At 34.8% G+C, this 21,725-nt stretch carries 16 protein-coding genes, 1 tRNA gene and 1 pseudogene; 8 read left to right on the plus strand and 10 right to left on the minus strand.

The annotated features are described in order from the left end of the window. Nucleotides 1-3 precede the first annotated feature (3 nt). Genes WP_RS01030 through WP_RS01045 form a run of 4 tightly spaced genes read right to left on the minus strand, consistent with a single transcriptional unit; the run spans nt 4 to nt 2,261 of the window. On the minus strand, nt 4-615 hold the full coding sequence (locus tag WP_RS01030) for an SURF1 family protein (protein ID WP_007302661.1): 612 nt from the start codon (nt 613-615) through the stop codon (nt 4-6). Nucleotide 616: 1 nt separating this feature from the next. Then, nucleotides 617-1,093, minus strand: coding sequence for a bacterioferritin (gene bfr / locus WP_RS01035; RefSeq protein WP_007302660.1), 477 nt, complete (start codon nt 1,091-1,093; stop codon nt 617-619). 53 nt (nt 1,094-1,146) lie between these two features. Continuing rightward, nucleotides 1,147-1,620: an RDD family protein gene (locus WP_RS01040; RefSeq protein ID WP_007302659.1), complete on the minus strand. Its 474-nt coding sequence runs from the start codon at nt 1,618-1,620 to the stop codon at nt 1,147-1,149. Next, complete coding sequence (locus WP_RS01045) at nt 1,620-2,261, minus strand: HAD family hydrolase (protein WP_007302658.1); 642 nt, start codon at nt 2,259-2,261, stop codon at nt 1,620-1,622. Before WP_RS01045 ends, WP_RS01040 begins: the two co-directional genes overlap by 1 nt. A 143-nt stretch (nt 2,262-2,404) precedes the next feature. Between WP_RS01045 and WP_RS01050 the strand changes: the two genes are divergently transcribed. After that, on the plus strand, nt 2,405-3,589 hold the full coding sequence (locus WP_RS01050; RefSeq protein ID WP_007302657.1) for a hypothetical protein: 1,185 nt from the start codon (nt 2,405-2,407) through the stop codon (nt 3,587-3,589). A gap of 128 nt (nt 3,590-3,717) precedes the next feature. Here the strand turns inward: WP_RS01050 and WP_RS07940 are convergent. Then, nucleotides 3,718-4,658, minus strand: a pseudogene (locus WP_RS07940) (IS5 family transposase). A 462-nt stretch (nt 4,659-5,120) separates the two neighbouring features. Between WP_RS07940 and WP_RS01065 the strand changes: the two are divergent. Continuing rightward, on the plus strand, nt 5,121-5,672 hold the full coding sequence (locus WP_RS01065; protein ID WP_038227380.1) for a hypothetical protein: 552 nt from the start codon (nt 5,121-5,123) through the stop codon (nt 5,670-5,672). Here WP_RS01065 and WP_RS01070 read toward each other — a convergent pair. The 5 genes from WP_RS01070 to WP_RS01095 all read right to left on the minus strand — a co-directional run bounded on the left by WP_RS01070 (nt 5,669) and on the right by WP_RS01095 (nt 12,893). Continuing rightward, entirely contained in the window at nt 5,669-6,541 is an 873-nt protein-coding gene (locus WP_RS01070) for an IS982-like element ISWpi16 family transposase (RefSeq protein ID WP_007301954.1), read from the minus strand. The genes WP_RS01065 and WP_RS01070 overlap by 4 nt on opposite strands. A 351-nt stretch (nt 6,542-6,892) precedes the next feature. Then, nucleotides 6,893-8,281, minus strand: coding sequence for a class II fumarate hydratase (gene fumC, locus WP_RS01080; RefSeq protein ID WP_007302656.1), 1,389 nt, complete (start codon nt 8,279-8,281; stop codon nt 6,893-6,895). 192 nt (nt 8,282-8,473) lie between these two features. Continuing rightward, on the minus strand, nt 8,474-9,223 hold the full coding sequence (locus WP_RS07625; RefSeq protein WP_007302655.1) for an ankyrin repeat domain-containing protein: 750 nt from the start codon (nt 9,221-9,223) through the stop codon (nt 8,474-8,476). A 60-nt stretch (nt 9,224-9,283) separates the two neighbouring features. Continuing rightward, nucleotides 9,284-9,880, minus strand: coding sequence for an ankyrin repeat domain-containing protein (locus WP_RS07630; RefSeq protein ID WP_007302654.1), 597 nt, complete (start codon nt 9,878-9,880; stop codon nt 9,284-9,286). Between the two features lie 214 nt (nt 9,881-10,094). Further along, on the minus strand, nt 10,095-12,893 hold the full coding sequence (locus WP_RS01095; RefSeq protein WP_012481761.1) for a PD-(D/E)XK nuclease family protein: 2,799 nt from the start codon (nt 12,891-12,893) through the stop codon (nt 10,095-10,097). A 108-nt stretch (nt 12,894-13,001) separates the two neighbouring features. Between WP_RS01095 and WP_RS01100 the strand changes: the two genes are divergently transcribed. The 6 genes from WP_RS01100 to WP_RS01130 all read left to right on the plus strand — a co-directional run bounded on the left by WP_RS01100 (nt 13,002) and on the right by WP_RS01130 (nt 21,699). After that, a complete protein-coding gene (locus WP_RS01100) occupies nt 13,002-16,061 on the plus strand; it encodes a phosphoribosylformylglycinamidine synthase subunit PurL (RefSeq protein WP_007302652.1) in 3,060 nt (1,019 codons plus the stop codon). A gap of 281 nt (nt 16,062-16,342) precedes the next feature. Further along, nucleotides 16,343-16,651: a hypothetical protein gene (locus WP_RS07635; RefSeq protein ID WP_230440371.1), complete on the plus strand. Its 309-nt coding sequence runs from the start codon at nt 16,343-16,345 to the stop codon at nt 16,649-16,651. A gap of 262 nt (nt 16,652-16,913) precedes the next feature. Further along, nucleotides 16,914-16,991 (plus strand) — tRNA-Arg (locus WP_RS01110). 82 nt (nt 16,992-17,073) lie between these two features. Beyond that, nucleotides 17,074-18,192: a molecular chaperone DnaJ gene (gene dnaJ / locus WP_RS01115; RefSeq protein WP_012481762.1), complete on the plus strand. Its 1,119-nt coding sequence runs from the start codon at nt 17,074-17,076 to the stop codon at nt 18,190-18,192. 169 nt (nt 18,193-18,361) lie between these two features. Then, entirely contained in the window at nt 18,362-19,996 is a 1,635-nt protein-coding gene (locus WP_RS01120; RefSeq protein ID WP_012481763.1) for a ribonuclease J, read from the plus strand. A gap of 446 nt (nt 19,997-20,442) precedes the next feature. Next, nucleotides 20,443-21,699 (plus strand): Tol-Pal system protein TolB, encoded by a 1,257-nt coding sequence (locus WP_RS01130; RefSeq protein ID WP_012481764.1) that lies wholly within the window; start codon nt 20,443-20,445, stop codon nt 21,697-21,699. The last annotated feature ends 26 nt before the right edge of the window (nt 21,700-21,725 follow it).

Genomic DNA, 21,725 nt, shown 5'->3' on the forward strand with positions numbered 1-21,725 from the left:
TCTCTACGACTTATATATATTTTGCCTATAGTAAAATACGCATATAATGAGCCAAATCAAGGAAAGTGCAAACCAAGTAATTGCGTATTCAAGATGCTTTATTGGCTGTATAGTCAATTTGCCACCAAAATTATCTTGCCACAATATACATTTCTCTAGCTTAATACCTAGTTCATTGGAGATCTCTTTTGTACTTAGGGTAAACCATGTATTTGAAGCAATATCATTTTTGATAAACCAATTTTTGCTACCATCACAATACAAAACGCCATCAGCAGCTACTTTTTCAATTTTTGCTTTTTCTTCTTTTTTTTCTCTGACTATTCCTTTATTTATTAACATGTAATGTCCATTGATAAGCAACATAGGAGACAGCACATGATAGCCACGTTGCCCTGCAAAAACATATAGTTCTATATCACTTAAAATTCCGTCGATTTTAACGTTTCTGTAGTTAAACTTTGAAAGATTATCACTAGGCAGTAGATGAATAACTGGAAGATCCATATTTTTGATAATATTATTCTTCCAGCTCAATCTAAATAACTGCCATAACCCGAGTGAAAAAAGAAGTAAAAAAGGTATAATGAAAATAAATGTTGTTTTTCTTAACACTCTATATTTGTGTTCTCAAGTAATTTTCAATACCCATAAGCTCAATAAGGTCAATCTGTTCTTTGATCCAATGTAAGTGCTCTTCCTCATTTTTCAGTAGTCCTTCTAATAACATTACACTCACGAAATCCTTTTCTTTTTCAGCAACGGAAATTGCCTCTTTGATGCCCTTAATACCTTCTTCTTCTAAGTTAGAATTATCTTCTAAGATTTTCTGCATTGTATCTTTTGTGAACTTTCCTTCATACTTTGAGATTTTATTTGTATCTTGAAAATTTGGCATGCCCTTAAGCAGTAAAATTCTTTCTGCTAGCCTATTTGCATGCTCAAGTTCTTCATTAAGCTCGTTTTTCATCTTTTCTGCAAGTTTATTAATTCCGCTATCTTTAAGAATCGCAAAATGCAAAAGATACTGGCGTACAGAAGTCAGCTCATTTGTAAGTAATTTATTTAAATGTTCTACTATTTCTTTATTCATAACCTTTCTTTAGCTAATATACCAATGTAATCTACATAACAATCAAGGTCACATCAATTTATTTTTCTCACAACAATCGTATCAAATAGCACATCATGAAATGCCTGTTTCCTCTGAGAGAAGCAAGCAACTAAATACCAACTGAAGGTAAGCATCACTATAATCACTTCTAGTGTACTTAAAGCATTTACTGATGTTTGAAAAAGTTTGATAAAGGTGATAATTGAATTATTTAGCATAGGAAGAAAAAACTGAGAGATAGTGCGATCAAATGCTAAGCTCAAACCTATTTTAGAACTATCTAAAGTGATAGTATATATATTCATTAACTGTTGACCAGGAGTTGCTTGAGCTGTTGAAGATATAAAATATGTAAAGTAGCCACAATTTATACACATGTATGACAGGTGTAAAATTAATGGAAAATCCCCTAATGACAACACAATTAGTAAGGTTGGAATTAATAAAATTGCTACATCTATTAAATATGCGCAAAAGCGCCTGTGTACACTAGCGATCTCTGTCATTACCACCTATCTTTCAAATACTTTACTATGAATTCTGTAAGTTTATTAAAATGTTGAAAATATAACAAATCTTCATAACCTCTTATTGATTGTCCGTATACAATAGGTAAGCAATTTGCATTTTGTGCACATAGAATGTCTGTGATGCTGTCACCAACAAAAAACACATTTTCTCTATTTACAGGTAGCGTACTCTCCTCTAGTGCAAATAGCAGTGGAGTTGCAGATGGTTTATCTTCTGCAGTATCACATGATCCAACTATTCTTTCAAAGTAAGAATCTAGTTTAAAGTAGGCAACTTCTTGACGTAAATTAGTATTTTTCTTATTGCTAACTATCGCTAGGTAAATATTGTGGCTTTTCAGCGTCTGGAGCATTCCCTCTACTCCCTCGTTCAGAGTAATATTTTGTAACAGTGCACTATCTAGGTATTTTTGATATATCTGGTTCGCTTTTTTCCACTGATCACCAAACAAATTGACCATGTAGCTCTTTCTTGATTCATGAGAATTTCTATCAACAACTTTACTGCCAGATCCCATCAAATCTAAAGTATGCTTAATAGCATTAGAAATATTATCTTGAGTGTCAACTAAGGTATTATCCCAATCGAATACTACTGCTAACGGGCTATTTTTCATTTTTATATTGTGACGTATTTTAAGTTAATAAGTAAATGATATTTTGATGAAAAAAGCATAAATGAGGTGCTCCTTGTGTCTTAACCATTTTTACATAATTAACTAATATACTGATTTTAGTATAAGCTTTTATTTAGTTGGGTATGACACAGCTTAAAGATACACAAGATATTGAGAAGAAATTCAAGGATGTCTTTGCTGGTGCTTTTCCAGAAGGTACGTCGCTGGAAGATAAAGTGAAGATTATCAATGATTTCCGCCAGGAACTTAAAGCTTACAAAAGGCAAGTAACCAAAGAAAATCCCGGGAAAAGGTTAAAAGATATTTCTGCAGCAGATAATTCTTCACTGGGAGATAAAATCAAGACTATTGCAAAATTAAATCGTAGTCTTAGAGATCGAATGAACCGTGCAGCTAAAAAAGTAGCTAAAGATTTTGAAAAGATCGTCGAATTGAATCGGGAACTTAAAGATGTTTTTCCAGAAAATTCTTCATTGGAAGATAAAGTAAAAATTATTGTTGAATTGCACCGGGAGCTTAAAGCTCAAAAAGGGCGTAAAGATGAAGTGAAGATTATTAAAAAATTGATTCATAATCTTGAAGGTCGAATGAATCGTGCAGCCAAAAAAATAGCTGAAGATTTTAAAAAGATTGCTGGATTTAAACAAAAATTCGAAGGAAAAGACGTTTTTACAAGTAAAAAAGTTGCAGAGTTTGAAAGTAATAAAAAATCTCAAACTACATTAGAAGGCAAAATTTCTGATCAAAATAAACAAGAAAAGATTTCTGTGCAAACAGACAAAATTCGTGACTCAGTTAGCGAAATAAATACTTCTGGAAGATCTGTTTCAGAAGATAGAAACTTTCAACAAGAAAAGATTTCTGTTCAAACAGATACAGTAACTAAGTTACAACCTTCAGTAAGCAAAGATCCTATAAAAGATAAACCGAGCGATAAAAAGCCTAAAATTTCGTTAAAACAAGTCTCAGTGGATAGGAATGCTACAGAAAAAAAATCTAATAATAAAAAATCTCAGTTGAGTGAAAAGAAAAATATAGCTCAACCGAAAGAAAATCAAAAAGAAGAAGGCTTTTTGGTACGTTTTCTGAAGAAAATATTCAAAAAACTTTTTGGTGAAGATAAAAAGAGTGTAGAGGATATAAAAGGAACTACTCAAAAAAGCACTTCAAATGATGAAGGGCAACAACAAAATAAGCTCCTTTCAAATCAAGACCAAAGCGCAAGTGAAGGTTTAAAGCAAATTGATAATCCATTGGTAACTCCTGTCACGAAAGTAGAACAAACAAAGACAGACCATGAAAGATAATTCGCCTTAGATTTCTTGCATAGTCTGGGGTCTAATTTGTCATCCTATGGCTTGACCATAGCTAAAAATCTGGATCCCAGTGGGCTTTGTTGCACAGCTCTTCGGATAGTGGGTAATGTATAATAAATTCATGAAGCTATATCAAACTTAGCCATGCCTATTTCAGTAAATTTGTTAAGCAAATAACACTTGAGTAGCAGTTCCTTCTCACGATTAATCTCAGATTTATTCCTAAAACTAAATCCAAATATTTGCTTCAGTCGCGAGAAAAAACTTTCTATATAAGATCTCTTCCAATAATTTATCTCTTTTTTCCACCTCTTCATACCATCTTCATCATATGACTTTATGAGCTTGATTGTAGAATTTCTCTCATTCATATAATCCAACTTTGGATGCTCTACTGCATTATTTTGCGGAGGAATCCTTGTCTTTATGTCAAGCTCATCGCACAGTTTGTATAACTTCTTTCGATCTATCTGCATATATCGTGCTTATGTTATACTTGGTATCCACTCTTTCAATAAGATCACAGGCTCCATAGTGGTCGGAATAAACTCCACTACTGTATTTTGCAGCTATAACTTTTTTACTACCTATCTCTAGCATTACATCTTGTTTGCTCATAGCGGCGATACTTTCTATCTGTACCATTTGCCTTACTATGGCTTGGAATATTATTGTAGATGCTGATACCTGTACTATCTATAGCAATTTCAATATCTTCCATATCGTTCTTATCAACTCTGCAGTCGTTGATTTTGATATTAAGCTTTTTAAACCTTCTTGAAGCCTGCGAATAGCTGATAATTTGCAAAATTTTCCCTATTTGCTCAAGATATTTCTCTATAAATCCCACTGTTTGCCTAAGACCAATCCTGAATAGATAGGTTATTATGTGAATTAGAATCACTACTTTGTCGCTGTAGACATTGTTGCCACCTGCTACTTTTGGACTATTTTCGTACCAATTTTCAATGGCATCGTTGATATAATGAAAAACATTTCCCCTTTCTTGAAGAAATTTGTTATATTCATTGCAGTTACTGACTTTCATTCTTATTGGCATATTTTTCCTTTGTCGGCTAAATATCTATTTTATAACAAATTCCATCAGTAACTGCCTGTTCTTTCCTTGAGTGGTGCAACAAAGCCATCCCAGCTTCACGCGCTAACTTAAATTATTTATAAAATTTGTTCCGGTAAACCTAATTTGGGTTAGCTATAGAAAGCAAAACAGACACAAATCAGGAAAAAAATTAATAGAATTCCTGTTTTTATAATAAAAATAATTAATTTTTAAAAATTTTATATTGATTTTATCATTAAATCTAATATAATATTAGTATATTAACTTTGATGGTGGTAAAGAAATGCATGGTAGTATAAGCAACGAAGTGGTGAAAAATTTAAACAAGTTAATTAACTCTCACCAAACAAATAAACTTAGAAAGGCATTTAATAACCTTAGCACTAACCATAAAATGAATATATAGAGCATGTTAAAGCAAAGCCTCAAGGCTCTAAAGCTATGTCCGGCATACTAAATGCACTAGACAAGGAAGAAGCACCTTCTATCTTTAATCAGTTACCTCAAGAGTTTGCTTTCAATACACTCGATTGTATTAATCCCACATCGACTTTATTTAAAATTCTATTTAATCAACTGAATCCCCAACAAAAAGAAGATTATAAAGTAAATTTAGAGACAAAATCAACTGTCAAAGCTAAGCTTGTCCTAAAGAATTTTTACTTAAGCAATAAAGAGAGTTCAAGCAACTTAAGTACTGAAAACTCCAATGAACCGTTAGTACAAAACAGAGATGATTTGCCAGCAGCACATTTCTCTCTTATATCTCCTGCGTTCGAGGAAACAGTTGTTGAACATACATTTGATACTAGACTAGAACTTTCTTCTGACAAAGAGAATCAATCATGTAGCCAAACAGTAATTCCATTTCTGGGTTTTGCTGAATTCGATAATCAATTCTGCAATACTGTAACAGAAAATTCGACAGTTAGTAGTAGTTTAACGTCGAATGAGCATATATCAGATAGCCTAGAAACCTCAGTTATGGATTAGCCGATAAAGAAAGGCATAGAAATAGAAGGCTTTTTGGACTGCATGGAGTAGGAAATCAGAACAGAAAAAACATGAATTAGGAAATTTGTTGGCGATCTATGTCTTGTATGCTCAATCTCAAATTTGTTTTTCAAGGAATCAAAAACAGTCTCAATAATCGACCTTTTCCTTAATAAAATCTTCTCTTTAAGTGAAATTAGTGCGTTTTTCATACCTTTTTTTACTTTAGTGACTAACTTTAGGCCTCTATCGAAGAGTTTCTCAAAAAGCTCTTTCTTTATATAGCCCTTATCTCCAAACAAAAGTCCGGTCAGTCTTTTAGTGAGAGTTGGTAAAGGTTTTCTGTCATCAACGTTACCTTTGGTTAGGGTAAGTGCTTGAATTTCACCAATTTCGTTAATCACTAAGTGCAACTTGAAGCCAAAAAACCAACCATACGTACTCTTACTAATTTCTGCTAGATGATTAAAAACTTTATTCCTAGAGATCCTTTTTTTGTGGCAAACGGCAATCGTAGAGGTGTCGATGTAGGAAGTGCCGGTCATTTTCGCTTGTTCACAGAACCATTGCAAAAGTAATGCTAAATACCACAAAACTCGCGGCTTTAAGGCAATAAATCTGTGATATGAAGGCAGCTTTGAAAACTCTGATCTATAGAATAACTGAAGATAACAAAGATAAAAAGCCTTGAAGTTTTTACATGGTGATTTATGGTATAACAGGATTATGGTTAGAATTTCTGAGTGCGCTATTTCTGGTACTCTGGTTGGTTTTTTGCCGTTTGATAAGAACCTATTTGCAAAATTATCATCTACCGCACGACAAAAATCCTCGACGCAACAGTACAGTTCTGTAATATCTTTCTTCATGGGTAACCTCTTATTATTACTAAAATACTCGAGTTTACCCTGTTTCCCTCTTCTTAGTTATACTTTTATCTATTTTCTAATCCATAACTGAGGTTAGAAGGTGAGCAATTATCCCCAGAGTATTATAACTATTTGATAAATGGAGTAACTAGTCTGCAATCCTCAAATGTGAATCCATTGCCAGAGTTCAGTTTCTCTCTAAGCTCTGTTACGCTAGATGAGATGGTTAAGAGATATGGCTTTAATCACAATGACCACGCTCTAAGTGATTTAGAAGAGGTATATGTAGAGCAACCAGCAAAGTTCCATACATATTACCACAATTAACTAGGGACAAAAAAAGGTGGTAGTTTAACCTACCATCTCCTCTGGTTTCACTATCCTTTCAAACTCCTCCTCAGTGAGCAGTTGAAGTTTTGCTGCTGCTTCCTTTAGAGTGATATTTTCTTTATAAGCAAGCTTCGCTATTTTTGCTGCATTGTCATATCCTATATGCGTATTTAATATAGTAACTAGCATTAACGACTGATTTAGTAAATCCTTTATTCTTTCTTCGTTTGCTTTAATATCAACTACGCATTTCTCTGCAAAATTTAAACTTGTATCAGCTAAAAGTCTTATAGACTGCAAAACATTGTAAATTATCACCGGCTTAAACACGTTCAATTCAAAGTGACCATTTGAGCCACCAATTGTCACGGCAACATGATTTCCCATAACTTGAGCACATACCATAGTCACTGCTTCGCATTGAGTTGGATTCACCTTACCCGGCATGATTGAAGAGCCAGGCTCATTTTCTGGTAACATTATTTCTCCAATCCCGCATCTTGGACCAGAACCAAGTAGCCTTATATCATTTGCAATTTTCATCAAGCTTACTGCTACTGTATTGAGTGCTCCACTGAGCTCAACTAAAGCATCATTTGCTGCTAGTGCTTCAAACTTATTTTTTGCTGAAATAAATGGAAAATTAGTGATTTTTGCCACTTCTTTAGCAAAATCCTCAGCAAAACCCTTTTTAGTATTGATTCCCGTGCCAACCGCGGTACCACCTTGTGCAAGTTCATATACATTGCTTAGAGTTGACTTTACTCTCTCTATTCCCTTTTTAATCTGAACTGCATAGCCAGAAAATTCCTGCCCAAGTGTTAGAGGAGTTGCATCTTGCAGATGAGTACGCCCTACTTTTATTATATCTTTAAATTCATGAACCTTATTATTTAGCGCTTTATATAATTCTTCAAGATTGGGAATAAGCAAGCGGTTTATTTGCTCTGCTACTGCTATATGCATTGCTGTTGGAAAAGTGTCATTTGATGACTGACCACAGTTTACATGATCATTTGGATGCACTGGAGACTTACTACCTAAATCACCGCCCAAAATTTCTATTGCACGATTGCTGATCACTTCATTCACATTCATATTGGTCTGCGTTCCAGAACCGGTTTGCCAAACAACAAGCGGAAATTGATTATTAAATTTACCGTCTATTACCTCCTGTGCCGCTGTGCAGATTGCATCCCCTACTCTATTATCTATGCTACCCTGTTTCATGTTAACACGTGCTGCTGCAAGTTTTACTATTGCTAGCGCTTTAATCAGGGGCTCTGGCATTTTCTCTGTACCAATTTTGAAATTTTCCAAAGAACGCTGAGTCTGAGCTCCCCAGTAACGTTCACTTGGTACTTTTACTTCTCCTAAGCTATCTGATTCTATCCTAATTTTTTTATCCATATTTCCTCCTTCTAGTGCTTGACGTTACCTACATATATGAATTAATTAAATCAAATTGTATTTCAGTGTCAAGTTGAGACATTTTTAGTGAAGACCTTAGAAAATTTTCAAGCCATATCTTTTGCTTCTATTATTTTTTTATTGTTATTAAGGCAATCATGCAACCTTAAGCAATAAACCTACTTTCACTCTCTATAAGGCTATTCTACTTAGAGCTTGAATAGTGAAAACATCTTTAAGCGCAGAAGCTATACCTTTGTTTGCTTTCTCTTTTTTTACTTCTACAATCATATAACCCAACATTGCACCTAACGCTAGACTAACGGTCGCTGATGCTGCACAAACTGTAATCACTGCTCCCGCAGAACATGATATTGTCATACCTGCAACATAACCTACTATACCACTAACACCAATGCAGACGTATTTCTTCCGTAGCTCTTTTTGTATATGACTTTTCAGATATTCTTTTACATCTAAATGCCCGTTTCTAGTAGCATAATTCAGAGCAGTGTTTTCATAGCCATCTTTCACATTAACATTTGCTTTTGCTGTTTCTATCAGGTACTTTACTACCTCTAAATAGCCACTTCCAGCAGCCCACATTAGAGCAGTTCTTCCATAGTGATCTGTTGAATTAATATCTTCTTTCTGTTTTTCTATCAGGTATCTTACTGTTTCTAATTGACCATTTTTGGCAGCTGAAAATAATCCTGCATGATTGTTAATCATTTGTGCAAATGATAATGTTTTTAGTTTAGGGGGTTGTAACTCTTGAGTATTAAAGTTTAATTGTGCTGGAACAATTTCTACTTCAAGCTCTACATGTTCTCTTGTGAAACGATCAAGTAGCCTTTTTACCTGATCAATTGTTTGAATTCTTACCTTATAATACCACGATAAAGAATTGATTATTTCCCTGTTGTTAAGAAAGAATATCACTAATTCTATTTTACCTGTTAAATCTTTAGCATAGATTGAGTATTCTATATTTAATCTATCTTATGCAATATTTCGTATTGTCTCACTCTCTGTCCAAATTCTTACCTGTTCATTAATTCTCTTACTTACAAGAAAATTATATAATTCACTATCTTCTTCCTTCATTTTATTGAGCTCATCCTTACAGTCATACCAATAAGATGATAACTCTGGTATACAAGTAGGAAGAGGCAAGCGAGGTATTGACATATCAAGATTAGCTATTAAATGATATCTAGTTAGAAGCTTTGCTATCTCCGTATGGCCATTTACAATAGCATATGTTAGGGCAGAGAATTGACCTTGACGTTTCACATTTAAATCAGCTCCATTTGCTATTAGAAGTTGTACTACCTCAAGATGACCATGGGCAGCAGCATGAATTAGAGCAGTTATGTTTCCCGGAGATTCTGCATTAACATTTGCTCCCTCTTCTATCAAGTATTGTAATATCTCTAGTTGACCATTGTCAGCAGCCCATATTAAAGCAGTTCTCCCATAATCATCATCTATTGTATTAATAATTGCTCCACTCTGTATAGCTTGCTGAACAAAATCTAGCTGTCCTTTTTTAGCAGCATCAATTAGCTGCGCATTTAGCTGTTTTTGTGATGGCATATACCCCTCTAAAATAAATATACAATTTAAAGCTATTTTAGCCACTATTCAAGTTTTAATGGCTAAAATTGATTGAATCACTTTTTAGTGTTTTTTTATGGTTGTTTGAGTCTAGCAAAGATGAGTCTATATCACAATCTAGTAATTCTCCTACTGCACTTAGTAAACCAGCTGTACAACCAGCTATTTTGATCTGGATGAGAGGAGATATAATTTATAACCACTCCCCTATCCTTTCTAGTTGTTTGTAGATGTTAAATCTCAGGAATTTATCAAAATAAGGAGAGGCAATGAAGGGAGTAGTATCTCTTAAATAATTAGATAAGAAATCTGGTAGAATATTCTGAAATTCATGCATTTTTTGTCTATAATCTTTCAAAGCAATAACCTTTATTTTATCATAATCAAGTTTCCAATAAGCAAGCTCCGAGACTTCTTTTTTTGTTGTGTATTCCACTGCTAAAGCTTGTAAAATTAATTGCGGGAAAAATCCTGACATAACTTCCTCATTGGAAGGTGGTGAACCAAGTTTATAGTCTATAATTGCTACTTGCCCACCTGGTAGATACTCAACTCTATCACATCTTGCTGTCAATAAAATTTCTTCTGTCATTCGAGTATCTGACCAGCTCTTATTACACAATTGTCTGGTGTGTTCATTTGCAATCAAATTTTTTGGATCCAAGTAGTCAAGCACTGGGATGACACCCTTATTCTTAGTGGAAGTTGTACAGCATCCGCGCAGTTGTGTGTCACGCGCTGGAATATGAAATATCGGATAGGAAAAGCTCTTCTCCAACTCAACTTGATTGTTTCCAGTCCTATCAAGCTCAACAAAAGATTGAATTATCCTCTGCAACCTTACCCACCACATATTTGAAAAGTGGAATCGATTAGACGAGAATATTTCTCGTGCAATATTCATCAGCGACTTTTCGTTGCGTAAATATCTTGCAAGAATATTGTGTACCATAGTGCCAAACTCCAATATCGATGGCTTAAAATTTAAGTCTTTCAACTGTCTAAGGTTCAGTATGTATTCAACATAAAATGAATAAGGGTTACGAATCAGTTTTTCTACCGCACTGCAAGACATCACTTGCATTTTTGCTTGCCTCACTTCAGTTTTAGGTTTTGGCATAGGCTGAGTACATGGAACAATGCACTCAGGTGTATTTAATATTCTTAGCCAATTGCGATAAGGATATTTTGGTTCTTGTAACAGAACTTCCAAACGGCGCAATAGAATTGATTTTCTATCACTCACTAGCCTCGTAATATAAACCTTGCCGGCACCAAATAAATTGCGCAAAGTATACAAAAAGTACCCTTGCTCTTCTTGCACAGAAGGAAGGTTAAATTTTTCTCTATTCAGTGCACTCAAAAACGGATTCTGAAAATTTGGTATATCATTAAATCCAGCAAGTACTACAACCTTATTGTGATATAAGCTGAATTTATCTAAGTTATTTTCTGGAGAAAAAAACTTCCTTTTTAAAAATAATATCAGGATTTGGCTATATAACTCTAAGGAGCATTTTATTGCTACATCTTCACATGCATTTAAGAAATCACGAGTAAAATTACCTATTTCACCATTTAGCTCTAAAAAATTGATATTAGAAAGGACATTAACACACTGCAAATGAGCTGATGCCACATCAAAAATGGGATAATTTACAAGATACAGTAAAGGATTAAATATAATCTTTAACTTACTGATAATAATTAATATATCTTCTTTATGTCTTAGCTTTTTACAAGTATTAATAGCGTTAATAATATCCTTAAGACCATTTGTATTAAAGCTACGCAATACTTCTATCTCAAACTCAGATAAAATACGAGTGTACTCTTCTTGAGCGTAACCAAAAGTCACTAGCCTATGTTTAAGAAGAGAAAGCAATGCCACACCGTTCCATTTTGAGTTCAAAATCTCAATACTATAAAGCAGAAGCGTCACATAAGAATAGTTTTCCGATATGGTACACGCCATACGATCTGCAAGTAATTTATCAAAGACAAACAAAGAAGCGTTTTCATAACCTTCATTCTTTATAATTAGTGACGTCACTTGTGCTTCTTCCTCCCTTGAATCACAAGTGATGACTTCAATATTTTCAATTGATCCGCCACCAACTTCACTTAGATCAGCAGTTGTATCGAAGATATAATCAAGATATTCCTCAGGACTTCCTGTTATCCCAGCCCTTTCTTCTGTCATCCCAGTGCTTGACACTGGGATGACACCAGAACACGCTTCTGACAGAAAACTAACATCCCTTCTATCCACTTTTAAATAATCGAGTAAATCTTTCAGGCAATGTTGATAGTGTTTTTTATCAAGTGATTTCCAATCTTTTTCGTTCATTTTCAAATTCAGGTTAGGTAGAATTATCTTTCCAAATGGCAGGTCATATATAGCCTTAATCAATAACTTGTAGATTTCACCCTTTCCAATTCCAATAAAGATCATATGCTGATCTTTCTGCAGGAAGTTTATCATATTGTTTATGTAGTCATTCTTATGCTTTAGTATATCTATTACTCCCAAACCTTTTAAAGTTTTACTCCAAGTTTTGATAAGTAAATTTATGAAATTCGCTACTTTTTTTGAGTGCTCATCAAGTTGATAATCACCCTCTATTTGGGTATATTGAAGCAATGACGGCAAACTGTAAACCAGATCGATTGGAAAATTATCATTGTTTTTTTTATTCCACTCCAATATAAATTGAATGAGTAGCAGTGTTCTTTTTGTTGGGTTGATAACTTTAACTCTATCAAGATTTAATATTAAATCTTCTTCATCAATGTTTTCTAGTGAAACTATCTCTGGCAAAATTATAGTTCTGTAATTCTTGAATGCACTCAGCAATGCTATAACATCCCTCTTGCAGGGAAGTATGATCTTTATCTCGGGAATTTTTTCTCTTTCATATTCAGAAAATATGTGCTGAACCAGCACATCAAAAAGGGACTCATTCACATTAACAGTAAAAACTCTTCCCACTAACAGTAACAATTAATACAACACTTTTATTGTATAGAAATTATTTAAAATATAAATGTGCTCGCAGTTTCTTATGCTATGATATATTAAAGTCTTTCACAATATTACATGGCAAACATCAGAATAGAAGTTTTTAATAAATGTGAACAAGTTAGCCGCAGAAGGGTAGTTAATGTTTACTTGATTTACATAAGCAAAGAATTACCATCAAAATTACATGAAGAAATTTGTGGGCTATTTTATAATAAAGCCATACAAGACTGCCGTTATTATTCCTACAATGAAAACCTTGAAGAAGTTCAATATAACTTCATAGAATCACAAGCAAAGTGGGGCTTGGAGATAAGCTTTTTACCTGGCATGACCGATAACGTAGGAAACACGGCAAAACAAATTGTTAGAGAATATCTAATGAGCAAACGCCACATTGATGAAAGTGTTTCTATCAAGGCAAGAAGTTCAAAATTGATTCTAAGTCAAGGAGGTTTTCCAACCGAAGATGACATAAAACAGGAATTCAATCCTATTACTGAATATTGCACACTTTTCCATAAAGAAAACGGCAATTGCCATTGGAAGTATTACAGTAAACAAAATACCCCAGTTGGTGTCATTACAGCGCGTGACCAGGAAAAAAAAGAATGGATTCCAGTGTCAAGCACTGGGATGACACCAGGTAATAATGGAGCAAAATCTGTCAAACTCAATGTAAGTGACCAAGAGCTTGAAAAAATCAGCAGAGATGGAATCGATGGTAATGGCACTTTAGGGCTCTCGCTGGCAGCAATGAAAGCTATAAAGGATTACTTTAAAAAACTCGGTAGAAATCCATATGATATTGAACTTGAGTCTCTGGCACAGACTTGGTCTGAACATTGTAAACACAATATTTTTTGCTCCCCTATTGATGAAATAAAAGATGGTCTATATGCTCATTATATTAAGCGTGCAACGCGTGAGATAAATTCTAACATATGCGTGTCAGTTTTCTCCGACAACGCAGGAGGAATAATTTTTGATGACGATTACTTGATTGTAGATAAAGTTGAAACTCACAATAGTCCTTCAGCTCTCGATCCGTTCGGTGGAGCAATGACTGGAGTGCTTGGAGTTAATCGAGATATAGTCGGTTTTGGCAAAGGTGCAGAACCTATCATGAATACTTATTACTTTTGCTTTGCCAAAGAATCAAAAGGCAAACTTTATAGAGATAAAGAGCGTACTGATAAAATCTTACCACCAAAATATATAATGAAAGAAGTGATTCACGGTGTTAATGTTGCTGGTAATTGCTCCGGTATTCCAACGCAACTTGGATCGGTATACTTTGACGATAGATTCTGTGGAAAGCCATTAGTTTTTGTTGGAAGCATCGGAATTATTCCACGGAATATAAATAATGCACCTTCACACATAAAAGAACCCAAAAACGGTGATAAAATCGTAATTATTGGTGGAAGAGTTGGAAGGGACGGAATTCACGGTGCAACTTTTTCTTCAGAGGCATTGTCGGGAAACAGCCCTTCAACAATTGTGCAAATTGGTGATCCTATAACACAAAAAAAATTATCCAACGCCGTCGTAAAAGCAAGAGATCTTGGTCTTTATAATGCAATAACGGATAATGGAGCAGGCGGTCTATCATCGTCCATTGGTGAAATGGGAAAAGACGGATTTGAAGTTGATTTGAGCAAGGTTCTCCTTAAAAACGATGGTATGGCTCCGTGGGAAATATGGATATCAGAATCACAAGAGAGAATGACCTTAGCAGTGCCAGAAGAAAATCTTCCTGCGTTTAAGCAAATCATGAAAACACATGATGTGGAGGTCTGTGTAATTGGAGAATTCAACAAAAGTGGCAAAGCCGTTGTTAAATGTCCCCCAGGAGAAGTAATAATGGACATCGAAACTGAATTTCTGCATGACGGTAATCCCAAAGTGCATTTACAGACGAAACCGTGGTCTAAGGAGTCTGCTGTATCCTTTCCTGTCATCCCAGTGCTTGACACTGGGATCCAGCAGGTAAAGCCTGCAAACATTTTACGCCAAAACCCATACGATGGTAGAGCTGAGCGTGAAATGGATTCCAGTCTCAGCTACTTGCATGACACCTTTGAACTAAAAGAAATGCTAAGCAGACCAAACATACGCAGCAAAGAGTTTATAGTGGTGCAATATGACCATGAGGTTCAAGGATCGTCAATACTGAAACCACTGCAAGGCAAGGGAAGAGTGTGCAGCGAAGCTGTTGTCTCGAGGCCAGTCCTTTCTTCAAACAAAGGTGTTGTAAAATCGCAGGGATTTGGCTCAAGTTATGGAGAAATTGACACTTATCACATGGCAGCATGTGCGATTGACACTGCCATACGCAACTACGTAGCTGCAGGAGGAAATATAAATCATCTAGCGTTGCTCGATAATTTTTGCTGGTGTGATGCTTATAATCCAGAAAGATTGTGGCAACTAAAGAGAGCTGCAGAGGCTTGTTACGACTTTGCAACTGCATTTAAAACACCATTCATATCCGGAAAAGACAGTATGTTCAATGACTTCAAGGGATATGATGAAAATGGCGAGAAAGTGATGATATCTGCACCACCTTCACTACTCATTTCAGCAATTGGAATTATAGACAATATTGAAAATGCGGTATCGCTTGATGTGAAAATGCCAGGGGACTTGATATATGTGCTTGGTACAACCTACGATGAGCTTGGTAGATCTGAATATCAGTTATATAGTGGAATAGATAATAACAACGTGCCAAAAGTTAATGCAAAGAGCGCTAGGAAGTTGTATGAACGTTACAACCAGGCAATAAAAGATGGCATAATTGTCTCTGCAATTGCACCAAACTTAGGCGGCTTAATTATTGCTTTGGCAAAATCGCTAATTGCAGGAGACCTTGGTGCTGAAATTGATCTTTCACTAGTACCAATAGGAAAAACACAAAATACAGACATAATAAACAAGATAATAATGTTTTCTGAATCGCAAAGTAGAATATTAGTAACCATTGCCCCGCAAAATCAGCGGAAGTTTGAAGAATTGTTTAAAGGTATAGTTTTTTCATGTATTGGAAAAGTGACAGAGGAGAAAGCTCTCAATATAAAGGATATTATAAGAATAGATTTGAAAGACTTAGGTACTAGTTTAAATAACTTTTGATTACGCTAGACAAATTTTTCATTATGTGTAATGTCTGATTAAAATAAATGCATATTATTAAATTTGGGTAGGTGATTATGTCCATTTTATCAATACTCTTGCTTATCAGTCTTTCTTTACTTAACACTTCAAATAAATTAATGATATGTGCTGCCTTATTTGTGGGAGCTACTTTAGTTGTAAACTCAATGGTTGAGTTTTATGGTAGAAGCAAAGCTACTTACAGCTTAATAGTGTGTACAGTGATATGCTGTCTTTTTAAATTGCAAAATTTTGGTTTTATGATACTGGTTCTATATACTCCAATTTTAATCTCTCTTCTCTCAAGCATAGTTGTTTTTGAAGAATTAAAGTCGAAATTGAATTTTCATATGGCAAATTTCATCACTTTAATTATAGCATCGGTCATTGATAGTACGATTATTTGTGTTGGACTACTATACAAAATTTCTGCAGGTAAATGCTTATCAATATATATTAAAGATTTAATTTTCAAGTTTTCCTATGCATCGATATTGAGTATCTGCTTGTTTGTAGGAATGTATTTATTCTCCTTGGCAAGCAAGAAGTATTTTAAGGTTTCTGCATAACCCGTCTTCTGATATAGCCAAAATAGTTTAGATTTAACTATAACCGTCATTCCGCTATTTGTTAGCAGCTTGGCAGTATAATGTGAAAAGCTCTTATTCGGATAGCGGTTCTAAAATCAAAGTAATTGGAAACTGTTAACTTAAGTTATCCTTTAAGAGAGCTAGTACAATTTCTTACAGGTTTCATACATGATAAGAGTTTTATTTTTAGCTAAACCAATTGAAATAAGCTATAAAATCTGTTAAAGTCAGCTTTGTGCAAGCACCCTTAGCTCAGTTGGATTAGAGCATTTGACTACGGATCAAAAGGTCGGGCGTTCAAGTCGCTCAGGGTGCACCATATTTTATAGGAAATAGAGGTCATACTTGAAATTCATATATGTAATACCTATCTTTAAAGGTAAAATACTGAGCTATTATATATGAACAAAAAAGACTACTATGACCTGCTAGAAGTGAGCAGAAATGCTAGTACTGACGAGATAAAAAAAGCATATAAAAAACTAGCATTAAAATATCATCCTGACAGAAATCCTGGTAATAAGGAAGCAGAGGAAAAATTTAAAGAAGTAACAGCTGCATATGAAGTTCTATCTGACTCTGAAAAAAGAGCAGGTTATGATCGTTATGGTCACGATGGTGCTTCCGGTGGATTTGATTTCAGCCAAGCTGGAGGGGATTTTAGTGATATATTTAACGATTTTTTTGGTGGAGGATTCGGCGGCAGTACAAGTAGGTCAAGAACAAAAAGAAGTACAACAGGAGTATCTGGAGCAGATCTGCGCTACGACCTTAAAATTACCTTGGAAGATGCATTTAAAGGAATACAAGCACCTATACATTATGTGACAAATATAAAATGTAATACATGCCAAGGCACAGGTAGCGAAGGAGCAATCAAACCAGTTCAGTGCAACACATGCCAGGGAAGCGGTAGAATTAGAACTCAACAGGGCTTTTTTACCATTGAAAGAACGTGTACTACATGCTATGGGGAAGGAGAAATAATACAAAATAAATGTAAGAAATGCGGTGGAAGTGGGCGTAAAAGAGATGAAGTAAATATCTCCGTTTCAATTCCAAAAGGCATAGAAGAAGGAGCTAAGGTAAGGGTCAGTGGTAAAGGAGAAGCTGGAGCAAGAGGTGGAAAAAGCGGAGATTTATACGTATGTGTGAAAATAGCTACTCATCAGATCTTCACTCGCAATAGAGCAGATTTACACTGTAAAGTGCCTATAAGAATGACACTAGCAGTACTTGGTGGTGAAATCGATATTCAATCAATTGATGGAGCTAAAATAAAAGTAAAGGTCCCTGAAGGCACTCAAACTGGTACCAAACTACGTTGTAGGGAAAAGGGTATGCCATATATGAACTCACATGCTCGTGGTGATTTATACGTACAGGTAATAGTTGAGACTTTAAATCCAAAGAATTTAACCCAAAAGCAGATTGAGCTATTAAAAGCGCTTGAGGAAGAGGAACATGAAAGTGTAGAGCAGAAATCTGAAGGATTCTTTGGAAAAGTAAAAAAAAAATGAGAAATTTGCTAAATGATATAAAGAGGTAGCTGTCTACACTTAATTCTTTTTACCAATTTGAAAGCCTTCTCTTTTAGTGAAAAGATTTTTTTAAGTTATGCAAAAGTGATAAATTCCTTTATTTAAGGTCGAAGTTTTGCTATCCTCGCATTTTAATAATTTAAAATTAATGAACATAAACAAAAATGAGTTTTTATTTCTTCCTCTTGGAGGAGTAGGAAGAATTGGGATGAACGTTAGCCTATATCATTATCAAGGCAAGTGGATTATGATCGACCTTGGTATCGGTTTTGCAGATGAAACTATGCCAGGTGTTGAGCTACTCATTGCTGATGTAGATTTTATTGCTCAAAGAAAAAAAGATTTGCTTGGAATAATAATTACACATGCACATGAAGATCACTGTGGTGCAGTGCCTCATCTGTGGGAAGATTTGCAATGTCCCATATATACAACAAAGTTTACAGTTAATTTTCTCAAGGAGAAACTAAAGGAGTTTCGATTGGAAGGTGTGGTACCTGTGAAAGAGGTAGACATAAATGGCAGCATAAATTTGGGTCCTTTTACCGTTGAGTTTATAAATGTAACTCACTCAATTCCTGAGGCAAATTCAATATTAATTAGCACTGAAGCAGGTAGTGCACTTCATACTGGGGACTGGAAATTTGATCCAAAACCTGTTGTTGGATTAATTTCTAATATAGAGCGTTTAAAAGAAATTGGCGATAAAGGTGATCTACTTGCAGCAATTTGTGATTCAACAAACATACTGAGCAAACACGACCCTGAATCAGAAAGTGAAATTTATGATAATATTTACAATATAATAAAGCGGTCTAAAAAATTGGTTGCTGTCTCGCTATTTGCCTCGAATGTGGCGCGAATTGAAACAATAAGCCAAGCTGCAAAAGCACTAAATAGAAAAGTGGTTTTACTTGGCAGATCTTTATGGAGAATAGTGAAAGTTGCTCAGGATAGTGGTTATTTAACTGATTCTCCTGAGTTTCTAGAAGCAAAGGAGGCAGTAAATTTTCCAAGGGAAAAGCTGGTGCTACTTTGCACAGGTTGTCAAGGTGAGCCACTGGCAGCTACCGCAAGACTTGCCTCTAAGAGTCATCAAGCATTTAAAATGCAGCAAGGTGATACCATGATCTTTTCATCAAAAATCATTCCTGGCAATGAAACTCGTGCACATAACACGCTCAATGCCTTTATTGAGATGGGAGTGGAAGTTATTACTGAAAAAACAGAGAATGTTCATGCTTCCGGGCATCCAGTAAAAGCAGAGCTAAGGGAAATGTATTCTTTGATAAAACCTAAGATGTCTATTCCGGTTCATGGTGAGTATATTCATACGGATGCACATGTAAAGTTTGCTAAAGAGTGCGGTGTGAAAAAAGCAATAATGATTGCACCAGGTGATATTGTTAATTTGGAAAATGGGGAAAAAGTTAGCTCCATTGATGTCGACTACTTTGGTATTGATGGTATGTTACTCCGTCATCCAGAATGCAGCGTTATAAAAATGCGTGAGAGAATGAGAGATGCCGGAGCTATCGTAGTGACAGCAGTTGTAAACAAGAAAAATAAACTGCTTGCTAAGCCAAAAGTATTTGCACCTGGTGTTTTCGAAGCGCAAAAAGATGCAGCCATTATGCAAAAGATCATAAAGAAGGTTGAGTCAGCATTTGACTCACAGCCGATAAAAAAAATAAGAAATAAGATTGAAAGTTCAATATTTAGTATCTTAAAGGAATATTTACTAAAAAGACCTATAATTGAAGTCCAAATAGAACAGGTATAGAAGTATACCTCTTTTTATTAACCATTATTTGAGTAAGAAGTTAACAATGTATTCTTTGATGTTATTTCAGCATGCAATACTGGAATCCGTAAAAAAAAATCAGTGTCAGATCACACAACTATACAAACATTGTGATTTGAATCTACCAGAAGGGTGCCATCTCAACGCCCAGGCAAACATTGTAGTTTTAGAGCAATCTCCACCAGTAGAGTGTCATCCCAGTGCTCTGACACTGGAATCCAGTTTTTCATGCAACCTTGTCAAAGACGTTTATTTTAGAATAAAACAGCTACTTTTATGCTTGCCACCTCAGTGCACTTACTTGCAGTCAAATTTCTGGATTCCAGTGTCAAGTACTGCAGAAATTGATTTACTCTACTGTCATGCAGTTTAACTTCAAAAGTAAGCTATTTGCTGAGATGAAAGGAGGTAATGCAAGAAATCTAATGAAGCTATTCGTTCAACTGGTGTTATTTATTTCGTTATTTATTCCTTATTCCACAAAAGCTGTTTTATATGTTGATATAAAAAAAAGCAATATTGGTAATATTGATCTTGTTGTATCTAAATGTGCATGCAAGACAGAAGTGGAAAATGAGCTAAGTGAAAGCATCACAAAAGTAATTGAAACAAATCTATCTAATTGTGGCTTATTTAATGTGAAACGTGACGCGAAAGTTGAGTCTTGGAAAAGCGATACTGTAGTCACAATAAGTTTAAGTGAAGTATCAAACAGAAATTTAGAGCTATCTTTTCGTTTATCTGACAGCTTTACAAACAGAGAATTGCTTACTCAGTCGGTTGTTTTTCTAGCAAAAGACTGGAGGAAAATTAGTCATCTTGTTTCAGATCTGATACATGATAGATTGATTGGTGAGAAAGGGCATTTCAATACAAAAATTACATATATCGCTGAAGAAAAAGATAGCAATTACAAATCCGTCCGTAAAATTGCTGTGATGAATCAAGATGGAAGTAATATAAAGTACTTAACAAATGGTGAGAAATTTGTGTCAACACCAAGATTTTCACCAAATGGAAAGGGTATTGTTTATATATCATACACAAATGGTAAAAGTTATATAATATTAAAAAATTTAAAAGATAACACTGAATCAATAATCAGCGCATTTGAAGGAGTTATTTCTGCACCAAGATTTTCTCCTGATGGTAAATCTCTTTTTATTTCCCACTCATTGAGTGGTGAAACAAATATATTATCTCTAGACTTAAGCAGTAAACGAACAAAAAAAATTACTAAAGGTTCAGCTATAAGTACTTCTCCCTCTTTGTCTCCAGATCAAAAGTACATGGTTTTTAGTTCTGATATAAGTGGAAGTCAGCAACTATATATCATAGATTTCACTAAAAAAAGCAAAAAACCCAAGAGAATTAGTTTTGGAAATGGAAGATATGCTACACCTGTTTGGTCGCCAAAAGGAGATCTGATAGCTTTTACAAAAATTCAGTCAGGAAAATTTTACATAGGAGTTATGAAGCCAGATGGCAAAGAAGAGCGCTTGCTTTCAGAGGGACATAAAATTGAATCTCCGGCATGGCTACCAAATGGCAGAGAAATTATCTTTACTAACGCAGAATCACCAAGCAACTCTAAATTATATTTAGTAGATTTAGTAAAGAAAAATCAAAAAATGGTTTTTACTCCAACGAATGCTTCTTTACCAGATTGGTCTTATTTTTGAAAGTAGATCTATAAAATCGGTATAAA

Source organism: Wolbachia endosymbiont of Culex quinquefasciatus Pel (assembly GCF_000073005.1).
Taxonomy (GTDB): Bacteria; Pseudomonadota; Alphaproteobacteria; order Rickettsiales; family Anaplasmataceae; genus Wolbachia.